Annotated in this window: 21 protein-coding genes; 14 read left to right on the plus strand and 7 right to left on the minus strand. The window is 69.4% G+C overall.

Going from position 1 to position 24,604, the window contains the following annotated elements:
- Nucleotides 1-47: 47 nt before the first annotated feature.
- From FB559_RS32575 to FB559_RS32590, 4 genes are all read left to right on the plus strand, one after another.
- The gene (locus FB559_RS32575) at nt 48-1,172 is read left to right on the plus strand and encodes a sensor histidine kinase (RefSeq protein WP_141960780.1); all 1,125 of its coding nucleotides are present in this window, start codon (nt 48-50) and stop codon (nt 1,170-1,172) included.
- Nucleotides 1,169-1,834 (plus strand): response regulator, encoded by a 666-nt coding sequence (locus FB559_RS32580; RefSeq protein ID WP_141960781.1) that lies wholly within the window; start codon nt 1,169-1,171, stop codon nt 1,832-1,834. The genes FB559_RS32575 and FB559_RS32580 overlap by 4 nt, the downstream gene beginning before the upstream one ends.
- A gap of 68 nt (nt 1,835-1,902) precedes the next feature.
- A complete protein-coding gene (locus FB559_RS32585; protein WP_141960782.1) occupies nt 1,903-2,115 on the plus strand; it encodes a hypothetical protein in 213 nt (70 codons plus the stop codon).
- Between the two features lie 555 nt (nt 2,116-2,670).
- Complete coding sequence (locus FB559_RS32590) at nt 2,671-3,156, plus strand: hypothetical protein (RefSeq protein ID WP_141960783.1); 486 nt, start codon at nt 2,671-2,673, stop codon at nt 3,154-3,156.
- Here FB559_RS32590 and FB559_RS32595 read toward each other — a convergent pair.
- From FB559_RS32595 to FB559_RS32615, 5 genes are all read right to left on the minus strand, one after another.
- On the minus strand, nt 3,098-4,873 hold the full coding sequence (locus FB559_RS32595) for a DUF3556 domain-containing protein (RefSeq protein ID WP_141960784.1): 1,776 nt from the start codon (nt 4,871-4,873) through the stop codon (nt 3,098-3,100). The two genes, FB559_RS32590 and FB559_RS32595, sit on opposite strands and share 59 nt — an antisense overlap.
- A gap of 95 nt (nt 4,874-4,968) precedes the next feature.
- Nucleotides 4,969-6,612 carry a phytoene desaturase family protein gene (locus FB559_RS32600; protein WP_246122268.1) on the minus strand — a complete coding sequence of 548 codons (1,644 nt, stop codon included), beginning with the start codon at nt 6,610-6,612 and terminating at the stop codon, nt 4,969-4,971.
- Between the two features lie 444 nt (nt 6,613-7,056).
- The gene (locus tag FB559_RS32605; protein WP_141960786.1) at nt 7,057-8,085 is read right to left on the minus strand and encodes a LacI family DNA-binding transcriptional regulator; all 1,029 of its coding nucleotides are present in this window, start codon (nt 8,083-8,085) and stop codon (nt 7,057-7,059) included.
- Nucleotides 8,086-8,113: 28 nt separating this feature from the next.
- A complete protein-coding gene (locus tag FB559_RS32610) occupies nt 8,114-9,466 on the minus strand; it encodes an amidohydrolase family protein (protein WP_141960787.1) in 1,353 nt (450 codons plus the stop codon).
- Entirely contained in the window at nt 9,463-10,659 is a 1,197-nt protein-coding gene (locus tag FB559_RS32615) for an NAD(P)/FAD-dependent oxidoreductase (RefSeq protein ID WP_221640288.1), read from the minus strand. The genes FB559_RS32610 and FB559_RS32615 overlap by 4 nt, the downstream gene beginning before the upstream one ends.
- A gap of 540 nt (nt 10,660-11,199) precedes the next feature.
- Here FB559_RS32615 and FB559_RS32620 point away from each other — a divergent pair.
- From FB559_RS32620 to FB559_RS32630, 3 genes are all read left to right on the plus strand, one after another.
- Nucleotides 11,200-13,305 (plus strand): YVTN family beta-propeller repeat protein, encoded by a 2,106-nt coding sequence (locus tag FB559_RS32620; RefSeq protein ID WP_141960788.1) that lies wholly within the window; start codon nt 11,200-11,202, stop codon nt 13,303-13,305.
- Nucleotides 13,306-13,434: 129 nt separating this feature from the next.
- Nucleotides 13,435-13,926: a hypothetical protein gene (locus FB559_RS32625; protein WP_141960789.1), complete on the plus strand. Its 492-nt coding sequence runs from the start codon at nt 13,435-13,437 to the stop codon at nt 13,924-13,926.
- A 45-nt stretch (nt 13,927-13,971) separates the two neighbouring features.
- The gene (locus FB559_RS32630; protein WP_141960790.1) at nt 13,972-14,502 is read left to right on the plus strand and encodes a hypothetical protein; all 531 of its coding nucleotides are present in this window, start codon (nt 13,972-13,974) and stop codon (nt 14,500-14,502) included.
- A 318-nt stretch (nt 14,503-14,820) separates the two neighbouring features.
- Here FB559_RS32630 and FB559_RS32635 read toward each other — a convergent pair whose 3' ends face one another.
- Nucleotides 14,821-16,023 (minus strand): acyl-CoA dehydrogenase family protein, encoded by a 1,203-nt coding sequence (locus FB559_RS32635; protein ID WP_141960791.1) that lies wholly within the window; start codon nt 16,021-16,023, stop codon nt 14,821-14,823.
- Nucleotides 16,024-16,435: 412 nt separating this feature from the next.
- Between FB559_RS32635 and FB559_RS32640 the strand changes: the two genes are divergently transcribed.
- The 6 genes from FB559_RS32640 (at nt 16,436) to FB559_RS32665 (ending at nt 23,243) form a co-directional block, all read left to right on the plus strand.
- A complete protein-coding gene (locus FB559_RS32640; protein ID WP_141960792.1) occupies nt 16,436-17,059 on the plus strand; it encodes a TetR/AcrR family transcriptional regulator in 624 nt (207 codons plus the stop codon).
- A gap of 455 nt (nt 17,060-17,514) precedes the next feature.
- The gene (locus tag FB559_RS32645; RefSeq protein WP_141960793.1) at nt 17,515-18,210 is read left to right on the plus strand and encodes an RICIN domain-containing protein; all 696 of its coding nucleotides are present in this window, start codon (nt 17,515-17,517) and stop codon (nt 18,208-18,210) included.
- 39 nt (nt 18,211-18,249) lie between these two features.
- Nucleotides 18,250-18,627, plus strand: coding sequence for a WXG100 family type VII secretion target (locus tag FB559_RS32650; protein WP_141960794.1), 378 nt, complete (start codon nt 18,250-18,252; stop codon nt 18,625-18,627).
- An 84-nt stretch (nt 18,628-18,711) separates the two neighbouring features.
- Nucleotides 18,712-19,026, plus strand: a complete 315-nt coding sequence (locus tag FB559_RS32655; protein WP_141960795.1) for a WXG100 family type VII secretion target — start codon at nt 18,712-18,714, stop codon at nt 19,024-19,026.
- Nucleotides 19,027-19,070: 44 nt separating this feature from the next.
- The gene (eccD, locus tag FB559_RS32660) at nt 19,071-20,423 is read left to right on the plus strand and encodes a type VII secretion integral membrane protein EccD (RefSeq protein WP_141960796.1); all 1,353 of its coding nucleotides are present in this window, start codon (nt 19,071-19,073) and stop codon (nt 20,421-20,423) included.
- Nucleotides 20,424-20,528: 105 nt separating this feature from the next.
- The gene (locus FB559_RS32665; RefSeq protein WP_221640289.1) at nt 20,529-23,243 is read left to right on the plus strand and encodes a right-handed parallel beta-helix repeat-containing protein; all 2,715 of its coding nucleotides are present in this window, start codon (nt 20,529-20,531) and stop codon (nt 23,241-23,243) included.
- A 41-nt stretch (nt 23,244-23,284) separates the two neighbouring features.
- On the opposite strand, the gene FB559_RS32670 is transcribed toward FB559_RS32665, so the two are convergent.
- Nucleotides 23,285-23,920 carry a hypothetical protein gene (locus FB559_RS32670; protein ID WP_141960797.1) on the minus strand — a complete coding sequence of 212 codons (636 nt, stop codon included), beginning with the start codon at nt 23,918-23,920 and terminating at the stop codon, nt 23,285-23,287.
- Nucleotides 23,921-24,051: 131 nt separating this feature from the next.
- Between FB559_RS32670 and FB559_RS32675 the strand changes: the two genes are divergently transcribed.
- A complete protein-coding gene (locus tag FB559_RS32675; RefSeq protein WP_185792510.1) occupies nt 24,052-24,564 on the plus strand; it encodes a WXG100 family type VII secretion target in 513 nt (170 codons plus the stop codon).
- Nucleotides 24,565-24,604 lie beyond the last annotated feature (40 nt).

Genomic DNA, 24,604 nt, shown 5'->3' on the forward strand with positions numbered 1-24,604 from the left:
GTCATTCACGAGTACTCCCGGGTCGCTGCCTGCTACGGTCGGTGGCCGTGCCGGACCAGTTAGAGGCGTGGCTGCCGCCCCGGCGGCGGGCCCTTCTGGTGGTGTGCGCGGTGGCGGTGTTGTGCCCGCTGTTCTTCCTCACGCCGCGTGGCCTGTCCCCGGGGGCCGGGCGTACGGCGCTCGCGGCGCTGGCCGTCGTACAGGCGGGCGGGACGTGGTGGATGGGCTCCCGCCCCGCGGTCGTGACCGCGGTGGTGCTGTGCGCGGGGGCCGGGATCCAGCTGTTGTATCCCGCGATCGGCCCGGGTGTCGCGCTGGTGGTGGTGTCCACGTTCGCATGGCTGCGCCCGGCGCGCGCCTCGATGGGGGTGCTGGCGGTCGTCGTCGCGTTGTCCGGTGTCATCGCCCTGGTCACCGATCGCTGGGGCGGCGCGCTGCTCTGGCTGGTCGCGGCGCTGCTGGCATGGACCTGGGGCGCGCTGGGCCGGGCGCGTTCGGGCCGCCGCCAGGCCGAGGCGGCGCGCGCGATATTCGAGGAGCGGGCCCGCATCGCCCGCGAGCTGCACGACGTCCTGGCCCATACGGTGTCGGTGATGGTGGTCCAGGCCGCAGCGGCGGACGACGTGTTCGACGCCAGTCCCGACCGCGCGCGGCAGGCGATCCGGGACCTGGAGGGTGTGGGCCGGCAGGCCCTCGCCGAGCTGCGCCGTTTCCTGCGCACCGTCCGTACCCTGGAGGGCCCGGGGCCGTTCGAGGCGGAGGCGGCGGGCGAACCACAGCCCGGCCTGTCGGACCTGCCCGCGCTGGCGGAGCCCTTGGCCGCCGCCGGTCTGGAAGTGGTGATCCGGCAAGAGGGACTGGACGCGGCGACCCTTTCGCCGGGTGTCGAGCTGTCGGCGTACCGGATCGTGCAGGAATCCCTCACCAACGTCGTACGGCACGCCCGCGCCGGTACCGCACGGGTGAACATCGGGGTCGCGGACGGAGAGCTGACGGTGGAGATCCACGACGACGGGAGAGGCGGCGGCAGGTTCGCCGACCTCGGTGGCGGGCACGGCATCACCGGCATGCGTGAGCGCGCGGCCCTGCTCGGCGGGTCGGTCGAGGCGGGACCTGCCCCGGCCGGCGGGTTCAGGGTCCGCGCCCGCCTTCCGCTGGAGGAGCCCGTATGACGATCCGCGTGCTGGTCGCCGACGACCAGGACCTGGTACGCGCCGGGTTCTGCATGATCATTGACACTCGCGACGACCTGGAGGTGGTGGGGGAGGCCGGCGACGGCGAGGAGGCCGTACGGCTCGCCGTGCGACTGCGGCCGGATGTGGTGCTGATGGACGTGCGGATGCCGGGCACCAACGGGATCGAGGCGACGCGGCGGCTGACCGCGGCCGAGCACCCGCCGAAGGTCATCATCTTGACCACGTTCGACCTGGACGAGCCGATGTACGCGGCGCTGCGCGCGGGCGCCAGCGGGTTCCTGCTCAAGGACGTGCGCCCGAACGAGCTGGCCGAGGCGATCCGCGTGGTCGCGGGCGGCGAGGCGCTGCTCGCCCCGACCGTGACCCGCCGGCTGCTGGACCGCTTCGTGCCGACCCTCGACGACGACCCGGTACGCCCCGCCGAGCTGGCCGAGCTCACCGACCGCGAGTTCGAGGTCCTCACCCTGGTGGCGCGGGCGGCGTCGAACGCGGAGATCGCCCGGCGGCTGGTGGTGACCGAGGCGACCGTGAAGACGCACGTGTCGTCGATCCTGCGCAAGCTGAACGTCCCGGACCGCGTGCACGCGGTGGTGGCCGCCTACGACCTCGGACTGGTACGCCCCCGCCCCTCCACCTGAAGTCGCACCCGCAGGACCAGACGGCGGACGGAGGCGGCGGGACGGGCCCGCTCCCTACCGTCGGACGCATGACGTCATCGGCGAGTCCGGCGAGTCCGGCGAGTCCGGCGACCGGGCGGCCCGCGCGGGGGGCGGTACGGCTCGTGCTGATCCTGCTGTTCGCCAACCTCGCGCTCAGCCTCATCTTCGCGGGGCTCACCCTGCTGTTCCGCCACGGCATCCGCTGCGCGTGGTGCAGGGCGCGCAGTTTCTGCTCCTGGTGGCGCTGGCCGTCGCCGTGAACCGCAGACCGATGCGTACCGGGTTCGCGCGCGGCCCGGCACGGCCACGCCGGCCCGGCGCGCGCCGGGCCGCGTTCGCCCTCATGCTCATCGCCCCGGCCGCCGCCGAACTCACGCTCGGCACGGTCAAGCTGAAGATGGCCTGGCTGGTCCTGCTGTACGTGCCGATCTACGGCGCCGGCGTGCTGCTGATCCGCGAACTGGTCCGTCGGACCGGCGGCGGCCGGGCGAGCCTCCTGCTGATGGGCCTGGTGTACGGCCTCATCGAGGAGGGGCTGGCGCTGCAGAGCCTGACCAGCCCCCACCTGTACGGGGCGGCCGGCTGGGCGCCGCGGTTGCTCGGGGTCAACACGGCCTACACCGAACTCAATCTGCCCTACCACGTGGTCTTCAGCGTCGTCATCCCGATCGCGCTGGTCGAATCGCTGTTCCCCGCTGTCGGCCCCGCGCCGTACCTGCGCCGGGGTGGCCTCATCAGCACGGCGATCGTCGCGGTGCTCGGCGTCGCGCTCCTGCGCGTGTCGGTAACCGCCGTCCGAGGACCCCGGTTACGTGATGCCGGGTACCGCGCTGATCACGATCGTCGTGCTGGTGGTCGTGCTGAGCGTGGTCGCCCTGCGGGTCCTGCCGCGGCGCGGCCCCGTCCGCGTACGGCCTGCCGTCGCACTGCCGCGGCCCGCCGTCGCCGGGGTGATGAGCGCGGTCGCCGCGTTCGGGTTCCTCGGCCTGCTGTACCCGTTCGCGGGGGCGCGGCATCCGGCGTTCACGCACGGCGACCGGGTTATTTTCCCGATGCTCGCCGCGGCCGCGCTGGCGGTGGGAGCAGGTGTCGCGGTGTGGCGCTGGACGGCCGCCGCGGGCTGGACGGACACGCACCGGCTGGCCGTCGTCTCCGGTGCGCTCATCGCCCACACCGTGTTCGGCGTCGTCGCGAACACCCACAGCACGCCCGACACCGTCGGCCTGACGGTGATCGGTGTCGTCATGACCATCCTGCTCGGCCTGCTCGCCCGTCGCCTCGGCGGCGCGCTCGCTCGTTGAGATGCACCGGTGTGGTGTCGTCCCAGGGCTGACGGGTCACCATGTCCGCCACGCGCACGTGTCCGCGCTCGAACTCGCCGGTCGCGGCGTCGACGAGCCGGTACTCCTGGTGCCGGCGGTGAATCGGCTGGGCGTCGATGAGCACGACGCGCACCTCTCCCGGCTCGAAGTCGCACCGTCGCTGAAGGGCCGCGATCAGCTGTTCGTTGTGCAGGTGGCCGTCGCCGAAGTTCCATCCGATCGCGGTGCTGCAGATGCGTTCGCCGTCGATCAGCACGTACTCGTCCTCGTCGTGCCCGGCCATGGCGCGGTGGGCAAGTGAGAACATCGCGCGGCCGTGGCTGTTGAACGAGCGGAACGCGTAGCCCATGTAGAGGTACATCTCCGCGGTCTCCGGGCTGCCGTAGAACCTCTCCATCTGGGCCTGCGGCATGCTGGCGATCGAGACGATGCCGTTCTCGATCTTCGCCGCCGCGGACGGCTTGACGCACCACAGTGTGGTGTCCCAGTTGCCGGCGTAGTAGCGCATGCCGGGCAGGAACGAGATCTTGCGCGGGAACAGGTTGCCCAGGACCACGGTGCCCGCGATCACCGCGAACAGCAGCAGCGGCAACGGCGTGGTCATGTCGCCCAGGCCGACCTTGTCGTGTCCGACGAACAGAGCCAGGACGCTGAACATCATGAAGATGTTCCACTCCAGCGGCACGCCCATCGGGATGGACGACAGGATTCCGAAGTGGAAGCACAGCATGAGGGTCGCCGCCACCGCCGTAGGCCAGCCGCCGTGACTGAAGAACAGCACCAGAGGCACGAGCCCTTCGACGGCGGTGGAGAAGTGCGCGAGGAACCGCGACGGCCGGCCGGGCCGGAGGTCGTCCGGGAAGCTCTCGAAGAACCTGCGCTTGATCCAGCGCGGGCGCAGAACCGGGTTGTTGCTCATCATCGTCGAGATGACGAACGGGAAATGCTTGTTGAGCTTGGACGTCGCGGCGCCGAGCCAGATCCCCGCGCATACGAGCTTGGCCGCGAGGATCATGTCGAGCCCCGACCGGCCGGCGAACAGGAACGCCACGGTGAAGGCCCCGTAGACCTCCCCGCGGGCGGCCAGGAAGATCACCTTGTCGCGCAGGCCCAGCACCGCGAGCAGGCCCAGAATCGTCCAGATCTGCCACATGGGCAGTACGCCGATGGACGAACCCAGCTCGGGCATCGGCCCGGTGCCGCCCGAGAAGAGCGCGACGACCAGGGCCGCCACGAGGGCGCCGTACAGCAGCGCGTCCAGCCGCGTACGGGTGTCGCCCTTGGTCAGCGGGACGCGGCCGGGCCACGGTGGCAGGCGGATCGTCCCCGGACGGAGCCAGTAGAGGATCGAGCCCATCGGGGGGACGAATCGGTTGTTCAGCGGTCCGAACCCGCAGCCGAGACCGACCACCTCGAACAGCATGGTGAAGAGCACGACCTTCTGGAGGACGATCGGCTCGGCGTACCAGTCCTTTACGCGGGTCAAGCCGTCGATGCCATCGGTGCCGATCACGATCAGCCAGGCCACGAGGACGTACGCCAGGATCTTCACCAGGTAGAACAGGTGGAGCACCATCGGCGTGCCGAATCCGACCTCGGCCCAGTGCCGGGCCATGGGCCGGATCTTCTCCGCACGGGTGCCCTTGCTCCATTCCTCGTAGTCGAGGACAGGCGCATCTTGCTTGAGGAACCCCATGCGAATCTCCGACATGTCGAGTTGCGGCCAGACATATCAGAAAAATGTCTAGTCGTCTCCACGCCGACGCTCCACTCGTAGGCGCCCAGGCTCGATCAGCGGAGGTGCGCGAGCGCCGACCTCGCCGCAAGATGACCGCACATGCCGTGCGTTCCTGCTCCGGGTGGTGTCGACGAAGAACACAAGTAGACGCCCGGGATCGACGTGGCGTAGTTGTCGCGTGCGATGACCGGGCGGCCGACGAGGCCCCGCAACGTGTTCGAGCCGCCGACGATGTCACCGCCTACGTAGTTCGGGTTGCCGCGCTCGAAGTCGCCAGGTGAACTGGCGTGCACCCGCAGGATCCGGCCGGTGAAACCGGGCGCGAATCGTTCGATCTGCCCCACGATCGCCGCGGTCGCGTCCTCGCGATGGCCGTGTGGCACGTGGGCGTAGGCGTAGACGGGACAGATGTCGCCGACCGCGCGACCCGGATCGGCGACGTGCTGCTGGGCCACCAGGACGAACGGCCGCTCGGGCATGATGCCACGGCCCACGAGCCGCTCGGCCGCGGCGATCTCGGCCGCCGAACCGCCCAAGTGGACAGTCCCGGCCTGACCTACGTGTTCGGCACTCCACGGGATGCCGCCACGAACGGCCAGGTCGAGCTTGAAGGCCGCCGCTCCGTAGCGGAACCGCCGGTACGCACGAGACCGTCGCGGCGCCAGTTTGCCACCCGCGATGTCGGCGAACGCCGCCGGACCGACGTCGAAGATCGCGATGTCGTGGCTGGGCAGATCGCTCAGCCGGCTTACGCGCGTTCCGGTGACCACCACGCCGCCGAGTGACTCGAGCAGGCCGGCCAGCGCGTTGGTAATGGCCGACGATCCGCCTTCGGCGACCGGCCAGCCGTAGCGGTGGCCCGCCGTGATCATCATGGTCCCGACCGACGAGGTGGCGACTCGGTTGAGCGGGCGGAAGATGTGCGCCGCACAACCGGCGAAGAGCGCGCGCGCCGGCTCGTGACGGAAGTAGCGACCGAGCGTCGTCGCCGGCCACGCGGCCCTCAGGCCGAACCGGAGCATCATCAGCGGATGTGACGGCATTCGCAGGATCGGACCGAGGACGTCGCCGACGAGGTCGTCGGCGCGGACGGCCAACGGTTCGAACAACGACCGCCAACGCGGGCCGTCGGGCCCAAGCGCCGCTGCCGTTGCCGCAATCGAGCGGTACAGCAGCGCGGCCGAGCCGTCATCGAGCGGATGTGCCGCGTCCAGTTTCGCGAAGCGCCACTTGAGCCCGAACTCCTCAAGGGGCAGCGATGACAGGAAGGGCGACGCGGCCGCGAACGGATGAACGGCAGAGCAGAGGTCGTGCACGAGGCCAGGAAGCGTGACCTCTCCAGACCGTGCACCGCCGCCTGGCGAGTCGGCCGCCTCGAACACCGTCACGCGCAGCCCCGCCTGCGCCAGCGTCACCGCGGCGGAAAGGCCATTGGGACCCGAACCGACGACGATCGCATTTCGCGTGCGCACGCTGAAAGACCATACATGGACAAGGGGCGCATGCTCGCGGCGCACGCACTTTGATCGGACAGGTACGAGGCAGATCCAACCGCCAATCCCGCCGATTACTCGTTTGACTGATTGCGGGAGATCGGTTCGACGTCGACCCGCAGGATCTGACAGAGCGCAACGGGCTCCGAGGGGTCCGCCGACGCTGATGGTGTGGCCGTTCCGGCGGAATCCTGCGCCGGGCACAGCATGGTAGGCACCACGAGGCCGGCTGTGCCCGGCGCGACGGCGCGGAATCGCACACTCCGCCCGTCCGGCGAGCGTGAGGGAGAGCCGACGACACTGGGATCGGTGCTGTACGGCAAGGTCGCCTCGCTCGTCTTGAGGGTATGGTAAATGCTGACCTTGATCACTGCGCCGACCTTGATTTTTGCCGCACCCAAAGAAGAATAACGACCGGCGCATCCGCCGACCTTTCCTGAGACGGCCCCAGCGTCCACCTCAAGCAAAGGCGGCGCACAACTCGACACCTGTTGATCGCAAGCTGATCCCGGAAAGAGCAGCGCCAGCCCGGTCCCCAGAGTGAGCCCAGCCGCTTTTACCTTTATCATCCATCCATATTCGCCCATTTACCTTTCACCGTAAAGGAGAGGTCCGTTCTACTCATCGGTGCGCGAGCGCGGCCGGAGGTCACCGCAGGCCGGTGTGCTGCTCGCCGCACGAGGTGCGGGCGAGCAGCGTCGCTTCGAAGACGAGCTGGACCGGTGTGGTGGGGCGTTCGACGACGAGTTCGGCGGCCCGCCGGCCCATGAGATACGACGGCTGGGCGATGACGGTGATCCCGAGCGTGGCGGCCCAGGCGAACTCGTCCATGGTGAGGAACGCGATGTCGTCGGGGATGGTGATGCCGCGAGCGGCCAGTGCCGAGTGGGCCGCGACCGTCAGGCGTCCGGTCATACAGACGATCGCATCCAGCGGCTTGCCGCTGTCGCGGACGTGGGCAAGGAGTGAGTCGATGGCGTCGCCGACGTCGCTCTCCGTCGTCGCGGTGGCCACCGCGCCCTCGGGCAACGGCAGGCCGCGTTCGGCGAGCCCGTGCCGTAGCCCGGCCGTGCGCTCGGTCTGGGAGGGCCGGCTTTGGGAGGATCGGTTCTGGGAGATGAGGACACCGACGGAGGACCGCCCGCATTCGACCAGGTGTGCGGCTGCCAGCCGACCGGCCTGGAGGTTGTCGAGGCTGATCGAGTGCATGCCAGACGGTGGGTCCTCCACGGTGCGAGCGATGATCACGCACGGTGTGCCGCCTTCGGCCATCCGGCGGGTGCGGCCGTCGGTCGCCTCGCCCGTCGTCACGATCAGCCCGCGTACGCGCTGCTCGTCCATCGCCCGCACCTGGGCGACCTCGCGGTCCGCCTGGCGGAAGGTGCTGGCGAACATGACGAGACTGTCGTTGGCGGCCGCCACCTCGTCGATGCCGCGTATCAGGTCAAGGTAGAAGGGGCTGCTGAGGTCGTCGATGACCACTCCGATCGTGCTGGAGTGTCCGGCGAAGATGCTCTTGGTGAGCGCGTTCGGCGTGTACTCGAGACGTGCGACGGCGTCCCATACCCGGGCGGCGGTGGCCGCGGCGACGGTGCCCCCGTTGAGCACTCGTGACACCGTGGCCGTCGACACACCGGCGGTCGCGGCGACGTCGCCGATGGTTGCTCTCTTCGCCATTCTTCCCCGAGCCCTCAGAGTGTGTCGGTCAGGCGGTGACGCGCCGGCCGTCTCGGACAACGATCTTCCCGCTGATCATGACGGCTCCGACCTGATGGAGCGCCGCCGGGTCGGTCATCACCAGGTCGGCGAGCGCACCCGGTACGACGCGGCCCCGCCGGGGTGCGATGCCGGGGATGGCGTCCGCGACGTTGGCGGTCGCCATCGCGACCGCGGCCGGAAGGCCGACGACGCCTGCCTTGGTGGCGCGGTCGATCGCCAGCAGGATCGGGTCGTGGTGGCCGCCCGCGTAGTCGGTCGAGATCGTGTCGACGACTCCTGCGGAGAACATCGCGTAGAGAAGTTCCGGCCCCCTGGTGAGCCGCTGGGCGCCGAAGGTGTCCAGTGTGGAGACGTCCACGATGGCGCCCAGCTCTTTGAGGCGTTCGGCGTGTTCGAGGGCCTCGCGCGGCTCGAAGCTCGAGTGGTTGGAGTGCCCGGCGATCAGTGCCACGTCGGTCTTGGCGATGGCGGCGACCTGGGTCATCGATGCCGCCGCGTTGTGCACCAGCACCGGGATGCCCGCCTGGCGTGCCTGCCCGGCCGCCTCGGCGAGCCCGCGCAGGGCGATGTCGAAGGCGGGCAACACGATGTGCGAGACGAGCTCACGGGTGTCCGGGACCGACAACTTGCCCGCCAGCCCCGCTGCGGCCAGTGCCTCCTCGACGGCGTCCGGATCGAATGACGACGCCGAGATGCGCCGGCCCAGCACCGCGACCTTCAGCGCGTCCGCCTGCCGGGGCGTGACCCCGATCCCGGTACGTCTCTCGATCTCGGCCGGGATGTACATGTAGCTTGCCCCGCCCCCGCCGAGGGTGTGCCCGGCCCCGATCTCGCCGAGCGCGACCGCTCCGGCGTCCACCGCGCGTCGGGCGGTGAACGCGCGGCTGGCCTCGGTGAGACCACTGCCGTCGGCGACGGTCGCCGCCTCCAGGCACGCCGGGGTGTTGCACGAGGCGAGGATGACGTTGACCGGGTGCGCCTCATCGGTACGGGCGAGTGCCTCGGCGGTGACGAAGCCGTCCACACACAGAACCGTCGTCGTTCCCTCCAGCAGGTGCCGGTCGAGGTTGGCCAGTACCTGCTCGCGCCGGAGGGCTTCGTGGCCGCTGGGGAACAGCGGCCCGTACGCGGTGCCGTGGGTGTGGTTGTTGATCAGACCGGGGAGCACGAGCATGCCGCTCGCATCGACGATCTCGTTCGCCGGCCCGTACGTGGCGACGGCCCGCGAGGGGACGATCTCGCGGACGGCGTCCCCGTCGACGACGATGTCGACCCCGTGTCGCAGGGCTTTGCCCTGGCCGTCGGCCAGGTCGCAGCCATGCAGGACGATCGCGTTCATCGTTCCTCCTTCGCCGCGGCGAGCCGTTCGAACCGGAACGGCGCGAGCGCGTCTTCGTGGTCCTCGCCGAGCGCCTCGGCGGCGACGAGGTCGCCCGCGTGCACGCTGAGGGTCGCGCCGCTGTGCGAGACGGCGAAGTGGAAGTTGGGCAGTTCCACCACCCGGCCCAGGACGGGCAGTCCGTCGCCGGGGATGGGCCGTTCACCCACCCGTACGCTCTCCACCGTCGCGGCGCGGATCCCCGGGTAGAGGGCCCGCCCCGCTTCGAGGACCTTCTCGACCGCCGCCTCCGGGACGGCGATCTCCCCGTCCTCGGACTCGTACGCCGCGTCGTCGATCTCATGCGTGTGCAGCAGCAGCCGGCCGGCGCCGTCCGGGCGCAGGTGGACGTGCGGGGCATGGATGACGTGCGCCACCGAGACCGCGACCGGCGAGGTGTAGACGAGCACGCCACGGGTGTTGCGCATCGGCAGCGCGAGCCCGGCGAGCCCGGCGATCGCAGCGGCCTGAGGCCCGGCGCAGTTGACCACCGCGTCCACGGGGAGAGTCCGGCCAGAGGCGAGCCGGACGGCGCGTACGGTGCCTGCGGTGACCGTCAGGCCGATGACGGCGTCGTCACGCACCACTTCGGTGCCACCGGAGACCGCGGTGGAGAGCAGCCGGCCGATCAGGCGGGTCGGCTCGATCCAGCCCTCGCGTGGGAAGTAGGCGAACTCCTCCGCGGTCAGCTCGGCAGGCTCGATGTCGGGCTCCATGCGCAGGACATCGGCCCGGCCGAGCCAGCGTGCGTCGTAGCCGTAGTCGAGGACACCGGCGACCTTCCGCCGCAGCTGCTCCTGCCCGGCATGGCCGTCGGCCCATTCCAGGTTGCCGCCCTCGTGGTACCAGTCGCTGCCGGATATCGCCTCTGCCAGCCTGCGGTGGGCCTCCATGGCCGCGACACTCAGATCGTGGTACGCCTGCGGCTGCTTGCCGCAGGAGTTGGTCCACGAGAACGTCGCACCGGAGGTGCCGCCTCCCGGTGCGCCGGCGTCCACGACGGTGACGCGGGCACCTCGCCGCGTCAGCGAGGCGGCCACCGCCGCGCCGTAGACGCCGGCGCCGATGACAACTACGTGCTCGGCCATGGTGATCTGTGCTCCGTTCTCGTTGGTGAGGGACCGGGGTGCCTCGGCAGCGCGCGAGTGCCGCATAGTGCGATCTCTTGATATCGGTCGTCCTCAGGGGGTGTGTAACTAGTTGCAGTAACTAGTTACACGTAAGCACCCCCCGTCGGCACCGTCAACAGCGCCGCCGGCATCGACCTCGCGCCCCGAAGGGCCGCGCCGACGTGGCGGCGGTTCCTCACCGCCAAGGCCTACACCGTGGCCGGGGTGAGCTCGCCGCCGACCGGTTCCTGGGCGGTACAGCAGGCCCGCAACCTCCCGAATACCTGATCCACCACAACGGCCACCGCCCGCGCGGGGGCGGTTCCGCGGTCCCTGGCGTGGGCGAGCCGTTCGTGACGTGCACGCCAGGACGGTCCCCGGCTGACGGTCGCGGCGTTGCGACCCCAGCCCAACGCACCGGTGGCGTCAAGGTCTTCCCGCTGACCTCGTTCGGCCGCGTCGGCGGGGCGGGCGGAGTTCCGGCTCCGGCCTACATTGGGGACGTTTCTGATCCGGTGGATGGGAGTCCCGATGGTGGCAGCGTGGTCGAGAGTCACGGCATTACGCGGTGGTGCGCGGCAGCGCATGGTGGCGTTGGCATCCGTCGTGGCGCTGGTCCTGGGGAGCGTCGTAGCGGCGCCGGTGGCGCACGTACGGGCGGCGGCGGACCCGTCGCCCGCCGACTTCCTCTACGTCACCAACCCTCTCTCGAACACCCTGTTGGCCGTCGACCAGGGCGATGCCTCGACCAGCAACATCGCGGTCGGCCGGCATCCGAACCATGTCGTGGTCTCTCCGGACGGGGCCCGCGCGTACACGAACAACGTCCTCGGCAACACCGTCTCGGTGGTCGACCTCGTCAACGAGACGGCGCCGGTCACCATCGCGGTCGGAACCGACCCGGAGGCCCTGGCCGTCACTCCGGACGGTGCGCACGTGTACGTCGCGAACGCCGGGTCGAACACCGTGTCAGTGATCGATACCGCGAGCCACACCGTCACCGCCACCATCGGCCTCGGTGACGGCACCCAGCCGTACTCGGTCGCGTTCGACCCCGACGGCTCTCGTGCCTATGTCGGGAACCGCACCGCGAACAGCATCTCGGTGATCGACACGGCCACCGGCCAAGTGACCGGCACCATCGCGCTCGGCGCGGGGAACTCGCCGAGCTGGGGACTGGCGGTCAGCCCCGGCGGCAACCGCCTCTACGCCGTCAGTGACGTCGCGGGCAAACTGTTCGTGATCAGTACCGTCACCGACAAGGTCACCGCCTCCATCCGCGTCGGCGATAACCCGCGCTCAGTGGCGCTCAGCGCGGACGGCACTCGCGCCTACGTCTCCAACGTTGACTCCCACGACATCTCGGTGATCGACACCAGCACCAACACGGTCACGGCCACCATCGCGCTCACCGGCAATCTCGGCGAGGTGGCGGTCAGCCCGACGCTCGACCGCCTGTACGTCACCAACACCATCCTGGACACGGTGGAGACGATCGACCTCACGACGAACACCGTGCTCACCGAGACGGCCGCCGGCCGCCAGCCCTGGGGCATCGCCGTGGTCAACCCACCCGCGAACCAGACCGCCATCGTGTCCCTCGGGGACAGCTACATCTCCGGGGAGGCCGGCCGGTGGCAGGGCAACGCCGCGCCGATCAACATCGTCGGCGACCGCTGGGGCACCGACCGCGCCGCGATCAACTGCAACGCCAACGGCTCGAACTGCGACCACGACGGAACACGCGTCTACGGGGAGAGCTTCGACAACGGCTGTAACCGCTCGGACTCCGCCGAGATCCGCAGCGCCGTGATCGACGTGGGACTGCGGCTCAACGTGGCGTGCTCCGGCGCGCGGACCATCAACCTGCTCCCGACGGCGGCGGGAGGCCAGTACTACCTCGGCGAACCCCCGCAGATCGACCAGCTCCGCCGGATCGCCCAGCGGGACCGCGTCAAGCTCGTCGTCGTGTCCATCGGCGGCAACGACCTGGGCTTCGCCTCGGTGCTCCAGGCGTGCGTGGCGGACTTCATCCTCGGAAGGGACGAGGACAAGCACTGCAACAAAGACCAGGGCCCCACCTTCCAAGCGGGTCTGGCCGAGGCCCGGCCCAACATCGAGAAGGTCGTCCAGCAGGTACGCCAGACGATGACCGCCAGCGGATACGCGGACGGTTCGTACCGGTTCGTGCTCCAGTCCTACCCCACACCGATCCCGGCGGGCCTGGACAACCGGTACAGCCCGGAGCGCCAAATCCGCTGGAGCAAGGGTGGCTGCCCGATGTGGAACGACGACTCCAACTGGGCGCGCGACACCGTCCTGCCGCAGATCTCCGCGATGCTCAAGGACATCGCCCAGACCGCCGGCATCGACTACCTCGAGCTGCGCAACCTCCTCGCCGGGCACGAGGTCTGCGCCAAGTCCGCCAAGCAGGCGGAATTTGAGAACTCACAGAGCAACCCGCTGCTCGGCAAGGACGCCGAGTGGGTGCGCTTCCTCACCCTGGCGGGGAACCAGGGGCAGGCCCAGGAGTCGATCCATCCCAACTACTTCGGCCAGCTCGCCCTCGGCGCCTGCCTGACGAAGGTGTACGCCTCGCCCACAGGCTCCAAGAACCACGCGTGCACGAACGTCCCCGGCAAGGGCCCCTCGATGGTGAACCTCAGCAGTACACCCTGGCCCGCCGGCTGACCGTAGGTCCGTACCAGCCCCTCCGGGACGGCGCCCAGTGCCTGGAGGGGCTGTACGTTGGCGACGCAGCGGCCCATCACGCCACTGATCCCGGGCCGATCATCCTCCCCTTCGCGAACCCCGCCACAGGTGGCCGAGGCGGAATACCGGTCGACAACAATGACGACGATGGCTGTTCGAACGAATTTCAGGGCTGCGTTTCCCGCTGACTACAAAGCTCTTTGCGGTCGATATGGGTTGCTCGAGATCGATGCCTTCATGGGGGTCGACCATGCTGGTATTCCGGCAAACATAGCGGTCAAGCTAGACGACTCCAGATGTGGTATCGATCTGCTACGTGTGCTCACCGACAAATATGGGTTCATCTTTCCGGCGGATGACTCCGGTGATGAGGTCCAGGCGGAGCCGTATCCCTACCACCCTGAGCCCGGTGGACTGTATCCCTGGGGAGCGACGCAGAACGGTGACACGCTGTTCTGGCTCACCGCCGCTGATCCAGACAGATGGACGATCGTTGTCACCGATGGTGGTAGCTGGTGTGCCGGTGCACTTCGGAACTACTCGTCCAGTGCCGCGAAGACGCTTCGGACCGATTGCCCGGAACGGCGTCGACGCCGCTGACGGTAACTCCTGCCCGGGCACCGACGCTCCGCTTACAATTCGGCGATGACGACTCCGAATGCTCCCGGGCAGCCCGCGTGGCGCACCGATGTGGCACAGCCGCCCGGCGATGGTCACGGCCGGCCGGCCCTGCCGGACCGGTCGGGCCACAGCGTGCCCGTCGACCCTGATGAGGCGTCGATCATCGTGCGAATCCGGCAACCGTCGCGCTTGCCGAGTCTTTGGGAGAGGGCGAGCATCCAGATCAATGCCAGGGACGTTCTCGCGGAGTGGCAGAACGGCGTGATCGCGGTCGGCGTCCCGCCGGGCCATCACCGTCTGCGCGTCTGGGAGCCTCGGCCGCGCAGCGGCCGCGGCGGCGTTCTGAGGCCGCGGGCTGCGGCCGAACTCGCGATCGCGATCGCGCCACGCCAGACGGTCGAGCTGGAGTACGGGCCGTCGCTGTGGTTCGGGATCGGTGGCGCTCTCGGACCTCCGCCTCAGCGGATCCGCGGCGTGGCCCCCGCAGCCATCGTGGCCATTCTGTGGTTGGTCATCTGCGCGACGTCGCTCATACTGATAGCGCTGCAGCCCTGACCGCGTAGCCCCGAGCGCGGGCCATGCGGGGAGCCTGAGATTTTGGTCCTGCGGCATCAGTGGCGGTGCTGTGTCGTCAGGTCGCACGTCCTCGGCCGTCGTTGGCCGATCGGGCGGTGATCGCGGCGCTGACACGGTTGTTACCCCGATCCCGGCTGGTTCGGCTTGTTCGTCACACCTGGCACCGTGCTTCGCTGGCACGCCGACCTTGTGAAGCGGCGCTTGACCTACAAACGGACCCAGCCTGGTCGCCCGCGGATCCGCGAGCTGGTGGAGCGGATGGTCATGAGCCTCTTCAGCCGGACGGTGACATCGACGTCAGAACGCGACAGCCGGAGCCAAGGAGGGGGAGTGCGGGTCGCTGAGGCCGAGGCGGTGCTGTCCGATGTGGGGGAGGCTGAGTTCTTCGGTGCCGGGGATGGTCCTGCCGGCCTGGGCGTCGCGGTGGAGACGGGCTGCGGTCGTGCGTCGGGCGTAGGCGTTGGCGCCATGGAGCTGGAACATGAGATCTGTGGCCTGCCACGCCGTGTCGGCGGCGCTGAGGTTGGCGATGCCGGCCTCTGAACCGCAAGGGCGGTGGTGGTCCCACATCCATGCCGCCTTGTAGGTCATGAGGCGGACGAGCTCGGTTTGCGCCTTGATGCGGGCGAGGGGGCGCGCGATGCCTTGCCGGGCGCCGATGACGTGGCCGAGCGGGGCGCGTTGGAGGGAGTGGTCGCAGGCCGTCTCCAAGGCGAGGTCGGCACTTCCGGCGGCGCCTGCCGCGCTGATGATCCGTTGGGAATTGAGGATGTCCGACAGGACGGCGGAGCCATTGCCGACGGCGCCGATGACATTGGTGGCGGGTACGCGTAGCTCCTCGAAGAAGACGGTGCTGGAGGCGGCGGTGTTGTTACCCAGTTTCGCGATGGGCTCATAGCTGAGCGTGCCTGCGGCGACCGCTTCTTCGACGTCGATGAGGAGGACGGTCAGATCCGAACCGCGCGGTATGACTTTGGTGACCGGTGCCGTCCGCGTGGCGAGGATCATGTAGCGGGTGCGTTCGACACCGGTGATCCACGTTTTCCCGCCGGTGACGATGAAGTCACCGCCGCTGCGGCGGGCCAGCGTATGGCCATCGAAGACATCACTGCCGGACTCCTCGCCGTTCAGGGCGAGACAGGTCTCCAACTCCCCGGCGGCCGGCCCGGAAAGCAGCGCGTCCTTTTGCTCAGGTGTGCCGTGGCGCGCGATGGTGAGAGCACCGAAGGCGGGCGTGAGCAGGTAGAGGAGGGCGCCGGCGGACCCGGCACCGGAGGCGGCCAGTGCCTCGGCGGCAACGGCGAGTTCGAGCAGGCCCTGTCCTGCTCCGCTATATCGTTCGGGGGTGGCCCAGCCACCGTCGATGAGTTCTTGCCAGATCTCCTGGGGCCAGCATTCGTCGGCGTCGCAGCGGTCCCAATACTGTGGCCCGTATCGCATGCCGATCTTGAGTATGCCGTCGCGGACATCGGTGGCGGTCTCCGGCAGATCGAAGTCCACGTTGGTCTCCTCTTCGTCTCATCCCCCCGGAAATCACCAGGGGGGAGTCCGCTCGACGCCGGGCAGGACGCGTGGCCGACGACGGGTCCGTCGGTCAGTTCTGTGGCCGGCGCGTGAAACGGCGCCGAGGGTTCTCCGTCATGGCGAAACGTGCTCGTGCTGCAGGACCGTCTTTCAACTCGTCGACCGGTACGGAACCGGGCACCGTCTCAACGTTCACCATGAACCCCTCCGTGCTGCTCACCGAACCCGGATGACTGTCAACACTCACCTGACGGTAGGCCCGCATGCCGTCAGCCGGTTCAGTCATTTGACTGGCCTGGTTTCCGGGGCCTCGTCGTCGGCCTCTCGGAGGGCGGCAAGTGGGCGCGGCAAGGCCCTGGCCTGTCTCGTTTAGTAACGTGATCCTGCGATGAGAGACTACGGCGGTAAGAGCGGTGAGCAGCGTCGTGCCGAGAGACGGGCGCGACTGATCGACACCGCACTTGAGCTTTTCGGCACCCAGGGCTATCAGGCGACGTCCATGCGGGCCCTGCTGCGTAGCGCCGGCCTTCAGGATCGATACTTCACCGAGAGCTTCGCGAGCATGGAAGAGTTGCTCGTCGCCGTGCACGACAAGGTCCACGACGCGGAGTTCGCCGCGGCCGTCGGCGCGATGGACCCGGCGGCACCGCCCGTGGAGCGACTCCGTCAGCTGATCGACGCGATCGTGCGCGGGCTGGAGGACGATCCTCGGGTCGGTCGCGTGAAAATACTCGAGGTATTCGGTGCCGGGCCGCTGGTGGAAGAACACCGTCAACGTGGCGTGCGAGCCTATGCGAGCGTGGTGGCCGAGGTGCTCCCTCCGCTCCGTGCCGACAGTGACCTTGACCGGAAAGTTCTTGCCATGGCGCTCGTCGTCGGCTTGAACGGCCTGTTCATGGAGTGGTTGACCAAGTCGCTCAAACTCTCCCGGGAACAGATCGTCGAGCACGCGATGCTGCTGGTCAGAGGGGTCATGCACGAGGCATGCGTACCGTCGGTCAACATGGCGTGATCACCCCGCCTTCTGGAGAGAAAGGTGGCGGCGGCCACCTGATGTAGGCGGGTTCCGCCAGAGAGCCCGCGTTCCCGACCGCGCCCGGCTGGTCGATGAGGCCTTTGCAAGGCGGTCGACGGTCGTGCCGAGGTCCGGCCGAACGCGATGCCAGAGCGACGCGGGACGCCCGGCCGGGCCGCCTGCGACGCATCGCGGCCGAGCCATCCCAACCTTGATTCCGAACGGCCCTGCTCGCCTTATCGAATCATCTGAGGACGGGAACCATCTGATAGTGTCCGACGTCAGATAGATTGTGGCGCCGGCAAGCGCGCCCCTCTCTGCTCTCGCCGAGGAGGACCGGAACAGTGAACGAACCGGCATCGGACCGGCCGGAACGACCGGACGGGTCGGCGCGGCCGAAGCTCGCGCGGGCGCTGACCGCGAGTGTCCGCAGGGCCGGTGACAAGGGGACCATGGCCGGCCGAATCGTCACCGCGGGCTTCATCGTCGTCGTGACCTGTGCCCTGGCCCTGGGCGTCGGAGCGTTGCTCGCGCACAAGAGTGCGCCCAAGGCGGCGAACGTGGCCGCGAAGCGGTCGCAGGGCACGCCCGCACCCCGGTCGCCGAGCCCGGTCGTGTCGCCTTCCCTGAGGGCCGTTTCTCCATCCAAAGCACCGAAGAAGTCCGTGAAGACAGGGGGCGGCTCCGGTGGCGGGCAGAGCAAGCGCAACGCCCCGAAAAAGTCCACCGGCCGGCATCCGGCGGCGGCGAACCGGGCGGTATTGGCGGTCCCGGAGACGAGGATCATCAGTTACGCCTCAGGGAAATGCATCGACGTCACCAATGAAGGCCAGACCGGCATTCCCGTACAGATCTGGGACTGCGATCCGCTCGTCCGCTGGAAGCAGTGGGCGTTCTATCCGGACCACACCGTCCGCTCGATGGGCAAGTGCATGACGGCGGCAGGGAAGGGCAACGGCGCTCCGGTCGAGTTGAAGTCCTGCAAGGGCGGCGCGTCGCAGCATTTTGTCCTCAAGGCGTCCCATGACCTGGTCAACACGGCGGCGGACAAATGCGTTGATGTGAAGGAACAGCAGACCGGGAACGGCAGCCCGCTTCAGATATGGGGGTGCGGTGGAACCTCCAACCAGAAATGGCATACAGGGTGACATGAGCGCCGGAAATCGTCCCAAAGAAAGGTGGACGCAATGGCCACGAACGATCCCAGCGTGAACGTGGGCGGCGTGAACTACCGAGTCACGCCGGAGTACCTCTCCAACGCCGCGACCAGTACCGACAACACCGCTGCGGAGATCGACGCCATTCTCGGACAGGTTCGGGCCTACGTGGTGAACCTCGAAGCGTCCTGGCAGGGCATCGCGTTCAACACGTTCCAGACGCTGATGGCCGAGTACGACATCTACGCCAAGATGCTGCACGACAGCCTGACCGATATCGGCTCCGGCCTGCGCGGCAACTACGTGAATTACACCGAGTCCGAGCAGACCAACATCAACAACCTCAGTTCGCTCGACGCCGCGCTCCCAGCGGGCGGCCGCACGATTCCGCCCGCGGCCCTGTCGTGAGCCGGCCACCGGTGCGATGCGGGCGAGTCCGCCTCCACGCCGCGGCGCAGCGCCTCGGCCATCCCTCGCACATAAGGAGTCTTCGTGGCTGACATCGACGGCACCCCCATCTACGTCGGCTCCGGCCTGGAAGGCGCCGGAGCCTGGCTGAACACCCAGGCCACCACCTGCGCCGACGACCTGACCCGGTTGAAGGCGCAACTCGCCCCGCTCGCCGAGGCGTGGACGCAGAGCCAGGCCGCCGACTACTACCAGGGCCTGCAGCAGGAGTGGAACATCGCCGCCGAGGGCCTGTTCGGCCCGGACGGTGTGCTCGGTCAGATCGCCCAGGCGATGAACGTCAACTGGGGCAACTACTCCGACGCCGAGTGGTCGAACATCCGGACATGGCAGCACTGACCAGCGGCGGCGGTGCCGAGTGAGCATGATGCGAGGAGTCCGAAGTGGACGATGAACGGTGCCGGATCACGGTGGTCGGCCTGCGGCGGCGTGTCGACCTCGCCGTGCCGGCGCGTGCCCCGATCGCCGAGTACGTCTCGACCCTCGGCCGGCTCTGCGGCCAGGAGACCGACGAGACGTTCCCGGCCTCATGGTCGCTCGCCTCCGCCGGGGCCCGGCCGCTCCCGGTCACCATGTCGCTGCTCGAGGCGCAGGTGGTGGACGGCGCGACGCTCTACCTGAGAGATGTGCTCGAAGGCGAGGCCGACGGGCCGCTCGTCACGGACATCGAGGAGCTCGTCGAGGAGACGGCTGGGCGGTGGGACCGCTGGAACACGCGTCACCGCGCGATGACCGTCATCGGCGTCGGCCTCGGCGGATTCCTGGCGACGCTGGCGGTATTGGTCCTCCAGCAGCCGGACGCTCCGCTGACCGGCCTGGTCGCCATCCTGGCCGGCTTCGGCCTCGCGCTGCTGGCGGGGCTCGCCACGCGCCGTGGCTGGGCCGTGCCCTTGTCGCTTCGGATCGTCGTGGCGCTGTCCGCGTGCCCGATCCTGGCGCTGGCCGGCTACGCTCTGCCGGCGGCCAGGGACGGCGCCGGTGCGGCGATGTTCACGGTCACCATCGGGACCGCTGTCGGTGCCCTCGCCGCCGCGCTGGCCATGCCGCACGAGGCAACGCTGACCGTGGGCCTGCTCGCCGGGGTGGCGCTCCCGGTGACCGCCCTGCTCGCCGCCCTGCACGCCGATCTCGTCGAGAGCATGGCCGTCGCCGGCGTGGTCGCGCTCATGACGCTGAGTGCCGCACCCACCGCCTCCGGGCGCCTGGTCACCCTGGTTCCCGCGCGTCCGAACGCCGGTGCGTCGCCCGATCCGTCCACGGAGATCGCGGACGCCATGAGCCGTGGCCGCCGCGTGCTGATCGCCCTCGCGGTGGCTTCCTCGCTGGTCTCGGTCGGCTCCTTGCTGGTGCTGGCGGCGTCAGACGACCCGTTCGCCGTCGGGCTGGCGTTGTGCCTGAGCCTCGCCCTGCTGGCGCAGGCAGGCCAGAGCATCGTCCCGGTGGCGGTCATACCCGGCATCGCGGCCGGGGCGGCCGGCCTGGTCGCCCTGGCGATCCAGGACCCCGTCTCCCTGCTGTACGTGACGGCGCCGGCGCCCGTCCTGATCACGTGGGGCGCTGCCGTCGTCGTCCTCGCCATCGGGTTCGTCCTGGCGGCACAGCCGGCCGAGACGTTCGACGAACGCCCGTCCTGGCTGGTCACGGCGGGCGCTGTGCTTTCGGTGGTCTCGGTGCCGCTGGCGGTGGGCGTCTTCGGCGTCTTCTCGCAGCTCGCGGAGATCGGCGGGCGGCTCTGAGCAGATGCCGGCACGGATCAAGCCCCGCCATGGCGGTGTACCGCCGGGCGCCGCCGGTTCGGCGGTGGCGACGTACGAGGAGGGTCGACGGATGAGTGCACGCCCGTGGACGGCGCGATGAAGCCGGGCTCGCAGCGGGTCGCACCCGCGGGGTGGGGCGCGCACCGGACGATCGGCGCGGCCGTGCAGGCGGCGGCCGAGGGGGCCGTCGTCTCTGTGCAGCCCGGTGTCTATCAGGAGGCGGTCGTCGTCGACCGGGACGTGACCCTCGTGGCGGCGAAGGGGCCGGGCACGGTACGGATCAGGCCCCCGCGCAGGCCCGCCATCACGCTGCACTCCTGCGCGACGACCGTACGGGACATCGCGGTCGAGGCACCTGCGGGCGAGGAGGTGGCCGTGCTGCTGCGCGGCGGCTCTCCCGTACTGGAGGGGTGCGAGATCGCCGGCCGTGTCGAGGTCACCGGCGACGCGCGGGCCACGCTGCGCGGATGCGACGTACGCGACGCGGCGTACGCGGGCGTCTACCTGACGGGGAGCAGCCGGGGGCTCATCGAGGACTGCACCGTGTCGTCCGTGGCGGGCGACGGCCTCCGGCTCGACGACTCCGCCCGGGTCGAGTGCGCGCGTACGACGGTGAAGCGGGTGCGGGGCAACGCGCTGCGCCTGGGCGGTGCCGACGGCGGGGTCTTCACCGACTGCGAGTTGAGCCGATCCGGCGACGCCGCAGTGCTGGTCGAGGCACCGGCCCGGCCTGTGCTGCGCGGATGCCGCCTGCACGACACGGGCGCACAGGGCGTACGGATCGAGGGGCTGGCGCGGTGGGCGGACAGCGCGGCCCGGTCGCTTCCGCCCGAGGCGCCGGAGAGCGGCCACGCCGGGGGCGCCGCGGCCGGTCAGGACGAAGCCCGCATTCGACTGGACGGATGCGAGATCGCGCGTACCGCCGCCGAGGGGGTGCTCGTCCGCGGCGACTCCGGCGTCCTGCTGAAGGACTGTCAACTCCGCGAGACGAAGGCGGCCGGGGTGCTGGTCGCCGGCGCCTGCCGGGTGGATCTGGACGGCGTCCGCGTGGCCGACGCGGAGGGTACGGCGCTGGTCGTCATGGAGTCCGCCCGGGTTCAGGCCCGCCAGACCGTGCTGACCCGCGCGGCGGCGAACGGTGTGCACTGCAGTGGCGATGGTGTCGTGACGCTGACCGACTGCGAGGTGTCCCGTACGACGTTCACGGCCGTCCATCTCGGTGGCGCCGCGCGCGCCACCCTTCAGGACTGCCGCGTCCGCGAGACGCCCGAGCACGGCATCCGGGTTCATCAGCAGGCCGACGTGCTGGCCGAGCGGGTCGAGATCGAGCAGACCCGGATGGCGGGGGTGAGTGTGGAGGACGCGGACGCGGTGCTGCGCGACTGCCGCGTCAGCGACGTCACCGACGGCATCAAGATCATCACCCGGCATCGCCCGCTCATCGACCGTTGCGTGTTCTCCGCCGCGTCCCGTACCGGCATCGAGGTCGGGCCGGACACCGGCGTCCTCATCCGCGGTGGGAGCGTCGGGCGTACCGGCTCGGCCGGCGTGTTCCTGGATGAGCGCAGCGAGGCCTGGATCGAGGACGTCGAGATCACCGACACCGAGGGAAGCGCGCTCGTCGTCTGGAGCGGCGCGCGCCCACGCGTCCGGAACGTCACCGTCACCCGATCGAAGAAGAACGGGCTGTACGCCGACGGCGGGTCCGGGGTCTTCGAGGACTGCGACATCTCCGACACCGGGTTCCCTGCGATCTACGTGAGTGCCGATGCGGCACCCACTCTGCGGCGGTGCTTCGTGCACGACACCAAGGACGACCTGTCGCTCGCCGACGGCGCCGTGCCGGTGTTCGAAGAGTGCTGGAGCAGCGAGGTGGTCAACACCACCATGCCGCAGGCGAGCGGTGGCAGGAAGGCGACGCTCGCCCGTGCGGCCGGAGGTGGCGCCGCCGGCGGCCCCTCGGAGAAGGCGGACGAGGAGTCGAAGGAGAGCCTGGCGGACCTGCTGGCAGAGCTGGACCGGCTCGTCGGCCTCGACCGCGTCAAGCAGGAGGTCGGCGCACTCGCCAAGCTCATGCAGATGGTCAAGCGGCGCCAGGAGGTCGGGCTGTCGCCGCCGCCGCTGTCCCGGCACCTGGTCTTCGCCGGCAACCCCGGCACCGGCAAGACGACGGTCGCCCGGCTGTACGGGCGCATCCTCGCCGCGCTCGGGTTGCTGGAGCGCGGGCATCTGGTCGAGACCGACCGCGGGGACCTGGTCGGCGAGTACGTCGGCCACACGGCGCCCAAGACGCAGGCGGTGTTCCGCCGTGCGCTCGGCGGTGTGCTGTTCATCGACGAGGCGTACTCACTCGTGCCGTACGGTCACGGCGGCGACTTCGGCCAGGAGGCCATCTCGACGCTGGTCAAACTCATGGAGGACCACCGCGAGGAGGTCGTCGTGATCGCGGCCGGCTATCCCGGCGAGATGGAGCGGTTCATCGACTCCAACCCCGGCCTGGCATCACGGTTCACCCGGACCCTGACCTTCGAGGACTACGCCTCCGAGGAGCTGGTCCGGATCGTGGAGCAGCAGGCGGGGCAGCACGACTACGGGCTGAGCGACGGGACCCGTGAGGGGCTGCTGGAGTATTTCGACGCCTTCCCACGGGGCGAGCGGTTCGGCAACGGGCGCACCGCCCGGCAGGTCTTCCAGCGGATGACCGAACGCCAGGCGGCCCGGGTCTCGGAAATGGCGGCCCCCGGCCCGGACGACCTGACCGAGGTCCGCCCGGACGACCTGCCGCAGGGGCCGGCATGATCGCCCGGGGGTGCCCGGCGCGCGCAGGGCGCGGTCCGCGGTCAGGTGGGGTCGCTCGGCGGGCCGGGGAAGGTGGACAGCCGGTCGGCGCGGCCGTAGGTCTGGCCGGCGCGGTTCACCGCGGCGATGTACTGCCCGAGCAGCTCCACCGTGTTGGCGATCTGCCAGAGCACCTTCTCCTGCGCGGGATTGATCTCGGAGGCGAACTTGTTCGCGCCCTCGCGGATGGGGCTGGGGACGATCTCCTCGTCCCGCGTCCCGGCACCGGAGCCGTTGTAGCTGTTGCCGCTGACTCCGCTCTGGCCTCCGGTGACCTGCGTGACGGTCGCGTTCTGCCCGAAGACGGTGTCTTTCAGGGCCATCACCCGGCCGCGCAGGAACTCGTAGTCGAAGACCATGTTCTGGCCGCATCCCAGCATCCGCTGTTCGGCGCCGCGCACGGTCGCCAGGTTGACCTGGATCGGGCCGCAGGGAGGGACGTCCTTGTCGCCGTCCCCGCCGTCCCCGCCGTCCCCGACGTTCGGCGGGTCCGCGTTGAACGTCGGGGGCCCGGACCAGACGATCTGAAGGTGGGGGACCAGGTAGCTGAGGTCCTTCCCGGCATCCGGATCCTCCTGCCCTCCTCCGCCCGCGTTCGGGTCGAAGCCCGGTCCGTACTTCGGGTCATCCGCGCCCATCGTGACTCCCGTCTCTCGTGGAACGGTGCCGGCATCCCATCTGCCGACAGGTGTCCTCAGATCCCAGAATGCCATGACTCGGCGGCTTTTGACACTTCTTGCGCACAACATGACGACGGAAGGCAGGCGTAATGGCCGATATGACCTGGTCGGAGTTCAAAGTCGACCTACAGCAGCTGCATCAGGCCATCGGCACCGTCACCAATGAATCCGGGCTGATCGATGGCTACATGAACCAGATCGCCGGGCAGTTCTCCCAGATCAAGGCGTATTGGAATACCCCCTCGGAACTTTCTTTCGAGGAGATCCAGCAATGGTTCACCCGGGTGCAACGTGACCTGCTCGAGCTGCTCCAGGAGACGGTCCGGCGGATGCAGCAGGCCTACGACAACTACCACGCGGCCGAACTGGCGAACACGAACAACCTCCGGTCGGACATTCCAGGTGGCAACAATGACAAGAACGACGACACCGGCGGGTCAGGTGGGACCGAAAAGATGTCGCTCAGGCTCGGCGCCGAACCCCTTCGGCCCGCCACCGAAGCCCTTCGGCCCGTCGGTTCGGAAGCGGCGATCCCCACAATCCCCTCCCGCCCGCTCGATCCGCAGATCCCCGCACAGCCGCAGATCCCCGCACAGCCATAGGCGGGAACAGCACGCCCTGCCGTCCATGGCCGTAGGCCGA

The organism is Actinoallomurus bryophytorum, from assembly GCF_006716425.1.
GTDB lineage: Bacteria > Actinomycetota > Actinomycetes > Streptosporangiales > Streptosporangiaceae > Actinoallomurus > Actinoallomurus bryophytorum.

Excerpts from the sequence above, each read along its gene's own strand:
- FB559_RS32610 (WP_141960787.1), bottom strand. The coding sequence starts at position 9,466 with ATGAACGCGATCGTCCTGCATGGCTGCGACCTGGCCGACGGCCAGGGC.
- FB559_RS32590 (WP_141960783.1), top strand. The coding sequence starts at position 2,671 with ATGCCGGGTACCGCGCTGATCACGATCGTCGTGCTGGTGGTCGTGCTG.
- FB559_RS32670 (WP_141960797.1), bottom strand. The coding sequence starts at position 23,920 with ATGGGCGCGGATGACCCGAAGTACGGACCGGGCTTCGACCCGAACGCG.
- FB559_RS32605 (WP_141960786.1), bottom strand. The coding sequence starts at position 8,085 with ATGGCGAAGAGAGCAACCATCGGCGACGTCGCCGCGACCGCCGGTGTG.
- FB559_RS32595 (WP_141960784.1), bottom strand. The coding sequence starts at position 4,873 with ATGGGGTTCCTCAAGCAAGATGCGCCTGTCCTCGACTACGAGGAATGG.
- FB559_RS32640 (WP_141960792.1), top strand. The coding sequence starts at position 16,436 with ATGAGAGACTACGGCGGTAAGAGCGGTGAGCAGCGTCGTGCCGAGAGA.
- FB559_RS32630 (WP_141960790.1), top strand. The coding sequence starts at position 13,972 with ATGACGACTCCGAATGCTCCCGGGCAGCCCGCGTGGCGCACCGATGTG.
- FB559_RS32585 (WP_141960782.1), top strand. The coding sequence starts at position 1,903 with ATGACGTCATCGGCGAGTCCGGCGAGTCCGGCGAGTCCGGCGACCGGG.
- FB559_RS32675 (WP_185792510.1), top strand. The coding sequence starts at position 24,052 with ATGGCCGATATGACCTGGTCGGAGTTCAAAGTCGACCTACAGCAGCTG.
- FB559_RS32645 (WP_141960793.1), top strand. The coding sequence starts at position 17,515 with ATGGCCGGCCGAATCGTCACCGCGGGCTTCATCGTCGTCGTGACCTGT.
- FB559_RS32615 (WP_221640288.1), bottom strand. The coding sequence starts at position 10,659 with ATGCGGCACTCGCGCGCTGCCGAGGCACCCCGGTCCCTCACCAACGAG.
- FB559_RS32580 (WP_141960781.1), top strand. The coding sequence starts at position 1,169 with ATGACGATCCGCGTGCTGGTCGCCGACGACCAGGACCTGGTACGCGCC.
- FB559_RS32620 (WP_141960788.1), top strand. The coding sequence starts at position 11,200 with ATGGTGGCGTTGGCATCCGTCGTGGCGCTGGTCCTGGGGAGCGTCGTA.
- FB559_RS32650 (WP_141960794.1), top strand. The coding sequence starts at position 18,250 with ATGGCCACGAACGATCCCAGCGTGAACGTGGGCGGCGTGAACTACCGA.